The 12,574-nt window shown below is 35.5% G+C and carries 11 protein-coding genes; 2 read left to right on the forward strand and 9 right to left on the reverse strand.

What is annotated here, in order from left to right:
* The first annotated feature begins 270 nt into the window (after window positions 1-270).
* On the forward strand, window positions 271-672 hold the full coding sequence (locus JUJ52_RS23310) for a DUF4386 domain-containing protein (RefSeq protein ID WP_255637458.1): 402 nt from the start codon (window positions 271-273) through the stop codon (window positions 670-672).
* Entirely contained in the window at window positions 669-950 is a 282-nt protein-coding gene (locus tag JUJ52_RS23315) for a DUF4386 family protein (protein ID WP_308035999.1), read from the forward strand. The genes JUJ52_RS23310 and JUJ52_RS23315 overlap by 4 nt, the downstream gene beginning before the upstream one ends.
* A gap of 2,023 nt (window positions 951-2,973) precedes the next feature.
* Here JUJ52_RS23315 and glnA read toward each other — a convergent pair.
* The 9 genes from glnA to mutL all read right to left on the reverse strand — a co-directional run bounded on the left by glnA (window position 2,974) and on the right by mutL (window position 12,569).
* On the reverse strand, window positions 2,974-4,311 hold the full coding sequence (gene glnA / locus JUJ52_RS04345; RefSeq protein ID WP_026680978.1) for a type I glutamate--ammonia ligase: 1,338 nt from the start codon (window positions 4,309-4,311) through the stop codon (window positions 2,974-2,976).
* Between the two features lie 86 nt (window positions 4,312-4,397).
* Window positions 4,398-4,775, reverse strand: a complete 378-nt coding sequence (locus JUJ52_RS04350) for a MerR family transcriptional regulator (RefSeq protein ID WP_121605904.1) — start codon at window positions 4,773-4,775, stop codon at window positions 4,398-4,400.
* Between the two features lie 151 nt (window positions 4,776-4,926).
* Window positions 4,927-6,171, reverse strand: coding sequence for a methionine gamma-lyase family protein (locus JUJ52_RS04355; RefSeq protein ID WP_026680976.1), 1,245 nt, complete (start codon window positions 6,169-6,171; stop codon window positions 4,927-4,929).
* A gap of 9 nt (window positions 6,172-6,180) precedes the next feature.
* Window positions 6,181-7,416: a GTPase HflX gene (hflX, locus tag JUJ52_RS04360; protein WP_166530907.1), complete on the reverse strand. Its 1,236-nt coding sequence runs from the start codon at window positions 7,414-7,416 to the stop codon at window positions 6,181-6,183.
* Window positions 7,417-7,508: 92 nt separating this feature from the next.
* Complete coding sequence (locus JUJ52_RS04365) at window positions 7,509-8,432, reverse strand: AAA family ATPase (RefSeq protein WP_205388592.1); 924 nt, start codon at window positions 8,430-8,432, stop codon at window positions 7,509-7,511.
* Window positions 8,433-8,977: 545 nt separating this feature from the next.
* Entirely contained in the window at window positions 8,978-9,202 is a 225-nt protein-coding gene (hfq, locus tag JUJ52_RS04370) for an RNA chaperone Hfq (protein ID WP_026680973.1), read from the reverse strand.
* A 38-nt stretch (window positions 9,203-9,240) separates the two neighbouring features.
* Window positions 9,241-10,176, reverse strand: coding sequence for a tRNA (adenosine(37)-N6)-dimethylallyltransferase MiaA (miaA, locus tag JUJ52_RS04375; RefSeq protein WP_205388593.1), 936 nt, complete (start codon window positions 10,174-10,176; stop codon window positions 9,241-9,243).
* A gap of 24 nt (window positions 10,177-10,200) precedes the next feature.
* Window positions 10,201-10,650 (reverse strand): Dps family protein, encoded by a 450-nt coding sequence (locus tag JUJ52_RS04380; RefSeq protein ID WP_026680971.1) that lies wholly within the window; start codon window positions 10,648-10,650, stop codon window positions 10,201-10,203.
* Window positions 10,651-10,709: 59 nt separating this feature from the next.
* Entirely contained in the window at window positions 10,710-12,569 is a 1,860-nt protein-coding gene (gene mutL, locus JUJ52_RS04385; RefSeq protein WP_026680970.1) for a DNA mismatch repair endonuclease MutL, read from the reverse strand.
* Between the last annotated feature and the right edge of the window lie 5 nt (window positions 12,570-12,574).

A 12,574-nucleotide genomic window follows, 5' to 3' on the forward strand; every position in this document is an offset into this window, starting at 1 on the left:
TGTATCCACCCGCTCCATCTTAGTACTTTTATTGTAACTAAAAAAAGATATGAATCCCATAATAAAATGGAAATCATATCTTTTTTGGACTTTTTCAGTGGCCTCATAAATACATGGAGTTTTTTTACTATAGGGAACGAATTATTCTAAGGAGGGGCTTAATATTTTTGATTGTCCGCTTTCTTGACAGTGGCCTAACCAAATTATTTGCTTTATCTAACCCCTATTCTGTTAAATTTTTATAAAAAGTAGGTATTGGGAGGTTAAATGTTGAGTAAGAGTACAAGTTCTGCGCTAATTACTGGAATGTTATTAATAGCCGGGATGGTTGTAGGTATATTTAGTGTTGTTCCTGTTATAGATGAAGCAAACTACATTGTCAATGCTTTTACATATAAAAACCAAGTACTAATAGGAGGGTTTTTCCAGTTGTTAATGATTGTTGCATACGTTGGTATTCCTATTTTAATGTATCCGATACTAAGTAAGCATAATAAAGGTTTGGCTCTTGGGTCTGTAGCCTTTGGCATTATTGCGGGTGTGTTCATTATAATTGGTGTATTCATTCTTCTGTTACTATTGACATTAAGCCATGAATTTACAAAAGTTGGAGCAATGGATATATCGTATTTTCAGTCCTTAGGTGAATTGAGACAGGACGTGATTTGGTGAACCATGTGGCAACGACCCTGGCTTTTGCTTTGGCTATGCTCTTATTTAACTGCATATTTTGCCAAACAAAACTTGTTCCACGTTGGTTGTCAGTTTGGGGTATTATTGGATCTACATTGTCCATATTGGCAAGCTTATTATTTATGATTTACTTCATCGGTTTGGATGCAACCTACATGATACTAAACATTCCAATAGCCTTTCATCAACTGGTTTTGGCTATATGGTTAATTGTTAAAGGATTCAACCCAACGGTACAGGATTCAGTATCAAATTAATATAAAGGCTCTAGACAAAGAAGTGTAACTAAAATGATTCAATCAGAAAATTTTTAAAAAAACAGCAAGTGCATATGATTAATTAGAAGGATGAACAGACTTACTCAAAATTTCCTAGAGAACTTAGTGTTGTTCCTTTTAATCTATCCGCACATCAATAATGCTTTTTATAAGTAAATATGGTCCGGCTACTTTAATGTGTTTTATTTCAATACAATGCCACCTTCTTTTAACTTCTCTCGACAGTAATTATAAGAAGATGTTTTTATGTATGTTTAAATTTTTCCAAACCATTAGTTTCCTTCCTGCTTTTCATACCACATTTGATAAACATAAATGACATTGGCAACTATTGTCATTATTAATAACATTAGGATTTCTGACAAGTTCCCTGTAACAATTTCAACTTCCCTCATTCATGGAACTAAAGCATATACAAACATCCCATCCAAAATTAAATTAGTTACAAAATATACCCAAAACTTCCGAAAAGTAAAATGAAAGATCCATATGGTTGCAACCCAATATGCGCTGAACACTAAAGGAGCAGGTGTTATTTTATCCCAAGAAAAAAGGGATTTATCGTATTTCCACCAGTTTTGTGTCCAGGCAATCTCATACAAAATAACATTTATGACTGTTACAAAAAGCGCGACTGATATATATCTTCGAATAACAGAACGATCTAAAAAAAATAAAGATATGAATGGCAAAATAAAAACAGCCCAAAAAGTGATTTGAATCATTAGTAAAACAACATCCTTTTCTAAATATTTGATATATAGAATGCATATACTTGCACCAATTTATGCATTGACTATAAAAAATAAAAGAGGAATTTTATGAATATGAAATAAACGATAAGAACGTTCTCGATAGGTGATTTTATGAAAGAGAAATGACTAAGATTGTTATGGAGAAGTAAATTATGAAACGAATTTTGAATTGAAGGATGGTTTCGTGGATCAGTTAAGAAGACTAGAAAATGAAAATCCTCGCTGATCCTTAGTTTTTGCACACTAATACCTTTATGTATATAATGTAAAAGCTCCTGCTGTGAGGGGTGTTTTAGTTTGTTTGATATGACGTTATATTCTTTAAAAATTTTATTCTTTAAATAGATTGGCAGGAATTTGAGAACTTTTATAGAAATATAATTTAATCATAAAAGGGCAGTAAGTTACTATAAAAGCCGTAGTGGTAAAGAACCGACAATAAATTTTTGTAAAAACAAATTCCGTTACCCAAAGAGAGGTGATAACTAATTAATATTTGGCATCCAAAGGAATATGAACATGGAGAATTCTTAGATAAAATTTCTTTATCTGAATCACCCAAAGGATGTTATAAAAGTTGAAAATGAAAATAGAATATTTAGCTTTATATATGATCAATCAGAATTCGGGAATTTTGTACTTGCAATTCGTCTTATAGATGAAATGAAAGCGAGCTATTTATTAGAAGCAGCCAGTATAGCTAGGGAAGACTATTTTGGAGATAACAAGCAAAATTGGTATCTATATAAAACAACAAAATCCGAATTTATAAAATGGTTTGATAATTTACCCGGACCAGGAACTGACATTGACAAAATCGAACATTTCTACATCAGAAACTACATTTGAGATATTAAGTAAATATGAACCTATCGTAAAAGTGGAATTGAAATAAAACGCCATTTCATTTGAATTTAGTGCTTTCCAGAAATAATGGTTCATGCTTTCAGAAAAATATTAAGCCAAGCTAGATCGCTTAATTTTCCTATTCATTCTCTCAGATACACGCACATTGTTTTACTTATGGAAGCTAGAAAGACTAGGCAATGGCAGCTATCAAATTACTGTAGATGTCTCTTCTCATATTTCCAAAAAGCTAGATGAACAATATATGAGTCTTATTTCAATGAAATCAATACATAATTTTTAAAATAAAAGTGGGGCGTTTGTGGGTAAGGTAAAATGAACGATTAAAAACCATTTAAAAAAACTCCTCAACACATTATGTGCCAAGGAGTTCATTAACCTTAATACGTGCTCAAGTATTGTTCACGTTCCCAAGGATGCACTTGTGTTTTGAACATATCCCATTCGATTTCTTTTGCTTCTACAAAATGTTCGAAAAGATGTTCACCTAGAGAGTTAACAATTACTTGGTTTTTCTTCAATTCTTCTAAAGCACCTGCAAGTGTGCTTGGTAAATCTTGAATTCCATTTTCTTCACGCTCTTCCTTCGTCATAACATAAATATTACGATCTACTGCTGCAGGTGGTGTCATTGATTTTTCAATACCATCTAATCCAGCTGCCAATAAAGAAGATAGAGCTAGATAAGGATTTGCAGATGGATCTACACTGCGAGCTTCAACACGTGTGCTAATTCCTCGAGAGTTTGGAATACGCATTAGACAGCTTCGATTAGAGCCAGACCAAGCAATATAGCTAGGGGCTTCATAGCCAGGAACTAGTCGTTTATAAGAGTTTACTGTTGGATTGGTAACAGCCGTAAAGCTATTAGCATGCTTAATAACACCTGCAATAAATTGATATGCAGTCTCACTTAACTCCATATCGCCATTTTTGTCATAGAATGCATTTTCGCCATTTTTGAAAAGTGACATATTTACATGCATTCCGGATCCGTTTACACCGAATAACGGTTTAGGCATGAATGTCGCATGTAGATTATGCTTTCTAGCAATGGTTTTCACCACTAACTTAAATGTTTGAATATCATCTGCATGTTTTACAGCATCAGAATATTTGAAATCTATTTCGTGTTGGCCGGGGGCAACTTCATGGTGGGAAGCTTCAATTTCAAAGCCCATCTCTTCTAACTCAAGTACGATATCTCTTCGGCAATTTTCGCCTAAATCAGTAGGTGCCAAATCAAAATATCCACCATGGTCATTTAATTCTAGAGAAGGTTCGCCTTTTTCATCTAATTTGAATAAGAAGAATTCCGGTTCCGTACCGATATTAAATGCATCAAATCCAAGTTCTTCCATTTTCTTCAGGTTTCTCTTTAGATTATATCTTGGATCGCCTTCAAAAGGAGTACCATCTGTCTTATAAATATCACAAATAAAACGTGCTACTTTCCCTTTTTCAGAAGTCCACGGGAACACAACAAATGTATCTAAGTCCGGATATAAATACATATCTGACTCTTCAATTCGAACAAATCCCTCAATTGAAGACCCGTCAAACATCATTTTATTATCAAGTGCCTTGTCTAGCTGACTTAGTGGGATTTCCACATTTTTAATTGTTCCAAGCATATCCGTAAATTGTAAACGAATAAAACGAACGTTTTCCTCTTTAATTTGCTTTAGAATCTCTTCCCTAGTAAAGCTTTTTCCCATTCTTTCTCCTCCTATGAACTATATTTTTTATTTGAATAGAAAAACAGTTCTATAACATACTGTTAACACACTTGTTTTCCTAAACCTTATGGATGATTGGTAAAAAATCGTGACAACTCTCCTTGCCGTAAATTTGCTTTTCCGTGTCTGCCAGGTTCCTTTAACTCGTTTCTTAAAATTCTGCGGAGATCTTTCTCGCTTAAATCTGATGATTCAGACGATTTTTTGCCTACTTCTTTCTTTTCTTGTCCTTCACTCAATAGCAGCTTGATACCAGCGATATTTAAGCCTTTATCCAATAAATCTTTTATTTCTAATAACCTATCTACATCATGAAAAGAAAATAATCGCTGATTACCACTTGTTCTTTCTGGGTGAATTAATTCATGTTCTTCATAATATCTTATTTGTCTTGCTGTTAATTCTGTCAATTTAATAACAATGCCAATTCCAAATAAGGGCATGGAACGACGATCCTGATCATTCAATTCATGACCCCCTCATCATTAATTCTATTTTATTATATGTTATGTAAAATAACATGTCAATAATATGTTAGGTTTTCTAACATAAAAAAGGCGTTTAAAACATAACGCCCTTTGCCATGGATATACCCTACTTTATAGGGTTATAATCATCACTTTTTAATTTTTTTAACGATTCAACGAGTGCTATTTTAACGTGTGCATAGGTTAAACCACCCTGCACAAATGCAATATAAGGTGGGCGTAGTGGTCCATCCGCTGATAATTCAATACTGGCTCCCTGTATAAATGTTCCGGCTGCCATAATGACCTCATCTTCATAGCCTGGCATTTCACTTGGGTAAGGCTTTACATAGGAATTAACCGGCGAATTTTCTTGAATTGCCTGACAGAAGGTAATCATTTGCTCTCTATCCTGAAAGGTAACCGATTGAATTAAATCTGTTCGTTTCGCTTGGAAGCTTGGTGATGTATTATATCCAGCAAGCTCCATGATCCGTGAAGTAAAAATAGCCCCCTTTAATGCTTCACCAACAACATGTGGCGCAAGGAAAAAACCTTGATACATTTCATGTAATGTATCCAATGTAGCTCCTGTTTCTTTACCTAACCCTGGTGCGGTTAAACGATTAGCGCATTGCTGGATTAGATCACTTCTACCAGCAATATATCCCCCTGCTCTAGCTAAACCACCTCCAGGATTTTTAATAAGTGAGCCGGCAATAATATCTGCACCAACATGAAGTGGTTCTTTCTCTTCAACAAATTCCCCATAACAGTTGTCCACAAATACGATAGCATCCGAATCAATTTCTTTTATAAAATGAATCATCTCACTAATCTGAGTAAGGGTAAAGGACGGGCGATCATCATAGCCTTTTGACCGTTGAATGCCAATTACTTTTGGATTTGAAATCATAGCCTCCCTTACCCCAACAAAGTCAATACTACCGTTACTCATTAGATCCACTTTATTATAGGAAATATGAAAATCACGGAGAGAACCAGTGTTTGTACCTCTTATACCAATTACTTCTTCTAACGTATCATATGGCTTCCCAGTTATGTATAATATTTCATCGCCTGGTCGCAGCATCCCAAATAGTGTAGTCGTAATGGCATGGGTCCCTGATACAATTTGTGGTCTGACGAGTGCATCTTCTCCACCAAAAACATCAGCATAGATCCGCTCTAAAACTTCCCTACCTAAATCATCATATCCATAACCGCTGGTTGAATTAAAATGTGAATCACTTACTCGATATTTTCTAAATGCATCTAAAACTCTTTTTTGATTCGTTTCTACGATATGACTAACATTTCTATGCTGCTCTGCACAGTCAAATTCTGCCTGTTTAATTAACTGTTCAATCATTTGCTGTCTTTACTCCTCTAATATACGATTTAATGGATGATCATGACGCATATATCCATAAACTTGAAATATATTTGTCATTTCATCGAATATTTTATGTTCTACAATGGTTTCTTTTTCTAATTGATGGATAAGCTTACCTTGATCAGGATCTAACTTTACGTTATACCGCTGCCACGCTTCCTTCAATAAACGTTCGATAGTTGATACTAATCGAACGACATCTGATGACTCATATGCACTTATAACAAGATGCGGCTGATTGATTGGAATAACATCCTGCTTAAGTAAATCCTTTTTATTATAAACCGTTAGCATTGGAATCGATTGTGCATTTAATTCTTTAAGTAATTGCATAACGGTATCCTGTTGTTGATCCTGATCCGGATGAGAGCCATCTACAACATGTAATAAGAAGTCCGCTTCAGTTACTTCCTCTAGCGTAGATTTGAATGCTGCAATTAAAGCTGTTGGCAAATCTTGTAGAAAGCCGACGGTATCCGTTATAAGCACTTGTAGCCCTGCAGGTAATTGGATTTTCCGCGTTAGCGGATCTAACGTTGCAAACAATTGATCTTCTTCTAAAGAATTACTATGTGTTAATCGATTAAACAAAGTGGATTTTCCAGCGTTTGTATAACCAACAATGGCTATTTGAAAGACATCCTTAGTTTTCCTCCGCTTCCGATATTGTTCACGCTGCTTTACGACTGTTTCTAAACGCTTTTTAATATCATAAATCCGCCTGCGTATATGGCGCTGATCCGTCTCTAACTTTGTTTCACCAGGACCTCTAGTTCCAATACCTGCACCTAGTCTAGACATTTCAACTCCTTGACCTCGGAGTCTCGGTAGCGCATATTCTAGCTGTGCAAGCTCTACCTGCAGTTTTCCTTCTTTTGTTCTTGCTCGCATAGCAAAAATGTCCAAAATTAATTGGCTTCGATCGATAATTCGAACACCTAATAAGCTTGCCAAATTTCTTAATTGGCCAGCAGACAGCTCATCATTTGATATAACTAAATCAATATCTAGTTCATCAATTATCGAACGAATTTCCTTTATCTTTCCAGATCCAATATATGTAGCAGGGTGGATTCGATCCCGCTTTTGCGTCATAATTTGTTTTACATCTCCACCAGCAGTATGGCTTAAAGATGTGAGTTCTTGAAGCGAAGAGGCGAACCGCTCTTCATCTTGATTTGGCTTTTTTACAGCAATTACTACGATTTTTTCATCTGCCACAAACAGAACCTCTTTCCTTTCAGCTTCTTTGTTAGATATTTTAGTGGCTGTTCACCTTTTCTATCTTATCAAACAATTCTATAATAACAAAATTACATGGCGTTAATTTGTAAATCTTTAGCAGTTAAATGAATCAAATCATCAGGTGTAAAGTGCTCATTTGCCAATAACCGCATTGCATGCATCCGAATCGAATTTTCAATCACATTTCGAACATATCTAGCATTGGCAAAGTTTCTATTGTATTCTTTCGTTTTCATATATAAATGAGCCTTTAATTCTAATTCAGCTTCCCTTGTCAATTGGTAATCTCGTTCAACAGCCATACGCTTCGCAATAGACAGCAACTGACCTGCTTCATAATTCTTAAAATCTAAAATAAAGGGAAACCTTGATTGTAAGCCAGGATTTAGAGTTAGAAAACGCTCCATCTCATATGGATAACCTGCTAATATCAAGACAAAATCATGCTGATTATCCTCCATGTGTTTTACTAATGTATCAATTGCTTCCTTTCCGAAATCCTTCTCCCCACCTCTTGCCAGCGAATACGCCTCATCAATAAACAAAACTCCGCCTTGCGCTTTTTGGATAATGGATCGCGTTTTTTGTGCAGTTTGCCCAATATATTCCCCTACTAGATCCGCTCTTTCAGCCTCTATACAATGTCCTTTTGTTAATAAATTCATTTCAAAATACAACTTAGCTAGCTTTCTAGCTACGGTTGTTTTTCCTGTACCGGGGTTTCCTTTAAATAGCATATGCAGAACTTGCTTTGTATCTTGTAAGCCAAGCTCCCTTCTCTTTTCATTGATAACAACAGTGGCATAGATTTCTTTGATTCGTTCTTTTAATTCATTCATACCCACAAATGATGAAAATGCCTGATCAATATGTTTAAAAGGATTGTTTTTGAATCCTTTTTCTAAATTACGTTTCGTTGATACTGCAGACTTTCTTTCTTGTAAAATGATATTTACTTGCCCGTTTTTATTCCTAATCATTTGTGTTTCCATGTCATCACCCCTCAGTCATTTTAGTATACGCACATATGAAAAAGGTGTGACATTTGCCCATAAAAAGGACTGCTTTTAATCGAATAAAATATTCAACCAATAGAAAATGTTGGAAAATAGGATTGTTTTGATTATAGTAGCATTTATGAATATAAGAGTAAATTTAGTAAACTTTGAAACCAAATCCTTGAGTTGGAAAGTTTTAAGAAACGAAACTGATCTGTTTATATTTCTAGTTGGATTCATGTTAACGATTCGTATTTCAACTTTCTCAGATTGTCTTTAAAAATGTAGCAATTGCATCGATACCGATATTCTTTTCCCCAGCTCTTACCACTATGTCTCATCAATAAACGATAGGGAGCTATCCCAAGAGATAGCTCCCTATCTATACAACTAGAAAATACGCCATTCACGACTACCTACCACACACGAGCAAGCCTACTCCATGCAGGTTTCAAACGAACACTCTTCCTTCAGTAGCCCCTTATAAATTCCAGTCGTTGTATTTTAATGTACCTTATGTGACATCCCAGTTTTTATTGTTATTCCTTGTCCAATTCAACATTTTTAACTGGGGAAAAGGTAGAAATAGCGTGTTTGAAAATTAATTGCTGCTTACCGTCTGTTTCCATTAAAACTGTAAAATTATCAAACGCTTTTATGATTCCTCGCAATTGAAAACCATTTGTCAAAAATACAGTAACCGAAATATGATTTTTCCTCAGCTGATTTAAATATTGGTCTTGAATATTCACGGTTTGCGCCATAATACTTCCTCCTCATTTCTGTCTATATATAATATTTTCTACCTATCTTTTAAGAATCCTGCAAGATCATCTAAAATATTTCTAAATTTTTCATTAATTGTGTCAGAAGATATCGAATACCATGTAACATTCATTTTATTTCTAAACCATGTATATTGCCGTTTCGCATATCTTCGAGAATTTCGTTTCAATAAACAAATAGCATCTTCCAATGATTGTTCTCCGCGGAGATAAGGAATAAATTCTTTATAACCGATCGCCCGCATGGCTTGTGTATCCCCATAGCCCTGTATATATAAGCGATTAACTTCTTCTAGTAACCCTTGTTCTATCATTGAATCAACACGTTGATTAATACGGGTATACAGCGTTTCTCTTTCCATTTCCAGTCCAATTAACTTTATATCATAAGGTGAGTCTAACTCCTGTAGTTCTTGATATTCAGACATTGTAGTTCCTGTTGCTTCATAGATTTCAAGTGCACGTATCACGCGTCGATGATTATTGGGATGAATTTTGGCTGCTTGTTTTGGATCGATTTTCTTTAAACGTGCATATAAAGGGTCAATTCCCTTCGTATGTAATTCGTTTTCCAGCCTTTTCGTAACTGTTTCATCTTTTTTATGTGATGGAAAGTTATAGTTATACAATGCTGCTTGAATATATAAGCCGCTCCCACCAACTATAATTGGCAGCATACCATCCGCTGTGATCGTTTCAATATACATGTTAACATGTTTCTTAAAGTCAGCGGCTGAAAATGCTTCATCTGGATTTTTTATATCAATCATATAATGCGGAATCCCTTGCATCTCTTCCGCCGTTATTTTTGCCGTCCCAATATCCATCCCTTGATAAACCTGCATGGAGTCACCGCTTATGATTGCCCCGTGATATTCTTTTGCAATTGAAATACTTAATTTTGTTTTACCTACTGCTGTAGGTCCAACAATTGCAATAACCTTTTTTTTCATTAGTATTCCCCTAATTGTATATCTTTATTCATAAGCTATGTAAGCTTTTGACATCCAAATGTATTTTTCTAATTTGGCTTGTATTGAAATCAACAGATCCTCAGTTGGTGCATCCTCGTGATCTCTAGCCTCTATTAACCCCTCTTTGCGAATTTCAGCTATCAGTTGCTGAAAATCATGAATCAACTGCTCCATCATTTCATTTTCTTTGTCGTCTGCATTCGCCTCTTCTAGCGTCGCTTCCTTCACATACTTCATCATTGTTGCTAAGGGCTTTCCTTCAATCATAAGAATTCGCTCTGCTATCTTATCTAAATCTTGCGCAACATCCTCATACATTTCTTCAAACTGTGCATGTAGTTGAAAGAAATGCCTTCCTTGAACAAACCAATGGTATCGATGTAATTTTACATATAAAACAAAATAATTAGAAAGCAATTGATTAAGAAACTGTATGAGCTTTTGATTTTCCATAATACACACACCTCTCTTATTTTTTTAGTATGAGCGAGGTGTGGTTATCTTTATACATATTACATGACACGTTTGAACATTTTTTCTAATTCATAGGTGGAAAAATGTACGATAATAGGTCTTCCATGTGGACATGTAAACGGATCCTCCGTATTACGTAAATCCTCAAGCAAATGATACATCTCATCTTGATTTAGATAGTGATTAGCTTTTATGGAACGCTTGCACGACATTAAAATAGCAGCATCTTCCCGTATCTTTTCGACATTTACTTTTTCTTCATTCATTATTTGATCAACCATTTCACGAATAACTTCTTCTTCAAACCCATTCGGAAACCAAACTGGATGTGAACGAATAATATATGTTTGATGACCAAAAGACTCAAAAAACAGCCCTGCTTGTTTTAATTCTTCCTTATATTGTTCAATCCAAATCGACTCTTCCTTCGAAAAATCAAAGGTTAATGGTATCAGAAGCTCTTGAGATTCGTTTATCGGCTTTCCAAGCTTGCGTTTAAAAAACTCATACTTTACTCTCTCTTGCGCTGCATGCTGATCGACCATGTACAATCCATTTTCATTTTGGGCTAAGATATATGTGCCTTGTAGCTGGCCAATCGGATACATAACTGGTACACGTCGAATATGTTGAGTAGCTTCAAGCCTGTCTTCTACTTCTGGAACTGTTGGCGACTTCTCTGCACTATTCTCCGCTTTCGATGTAACCTGTTCTATTTGCAAATCAGGTTGCAAGTCTTCCGTTTCTTGTTCCGCTTCAGGAGTAGATACTTGATGAATAGGTTGCTGACCTTCGTAAATTTTTTCATTGCTCCAAGCTTGCTTACGCGGCTTTTCAATTTGGTCATTAAACGATAAAGAATCCTGTACTGTTTTTTCTCGTACGATCGGCTTTTGTTGGATTTCAGGAATTAAGGTAATATCTTTAAACTTACTTTTTATCGTGTTTTCAATGGCAGTAAATAATTCTTTGTCCTTACTAAAGCGAACCTCCAATTTTGTCGGATGTACGTTTACATCGACTAATATAGGGTCCATTTGAATGGTTAGGACAACAATTGGTGATCTGCCAATCGGCAATAACGTATGATAAGCTCTAAGAATAGCCTGATTTAACGGAATGCTTCTGATATACCTACCATTAATGATGGTGGACATATAATTTCGAGATGCCCTTGTTACTTCAGGTTTAGCTATATATCCTTCAATAGAGAAATCTAATGTTTTATGATTTACATAGAGCATTTGCTTCGCTACATTCATACCATAAACTTGGGATATTACCTGTAACAAGTCTCCTGTACCTGCTGTCTTAAACAAACCCTTTCCATTATGTGTTACTTCAAAGCGAACCTCCGGGTGGGATAATGCCAAGCGGTTAAGCAAATCCGTTATATGCCCTAACTCTGTGTGAATCGTCTTCATATATTTTAATCTAGCTGGAGTATTAAAAAATAAATCACTTACTGTTATTTCTGAACCCTTTCTCGCCGCTGTTTTCTTTTTCTCCGCTACCTTCCCACCATCTAAAACTAACAAAGTACCCGCTTCATCTCCTGTGGAAGTTTGAACGGTTAGTTTACTAACAGAAGCAATACTAGCAAGAGCCTCCCCGCGGAACCCCAATGTTTTCACGTGGAATAGATCTGTTTCATTTTTTATTTTACTCGTTGCATGACGAAGAAATGCTCTTTCACAATCGGCTTCAGTCATCCCTTCACCATTATCCGTTACTTTTATTTCTTGAAGCCCTGCCTCCATAATCTCAATTTTAATCCATGTACTGTTTGCATCAATACTGTTCTCAACCAGTTCTTTCACTACAGAAGCAGGTCGTTCCACAACTTCGCCAGCAGCTATCTTATTTGCAAGTGCCTCTGGCATTTGTATGATCTTCATGCAAA

This window comes from Virgibacillus sp. AGTR (genome assembly GCF_016919725.2).
Lineage (GTDB): Bacteria > Bacillota > Bacilli > Bacillales > Amphibacillaceae > Virgibacillus > Virgibacillus salarius.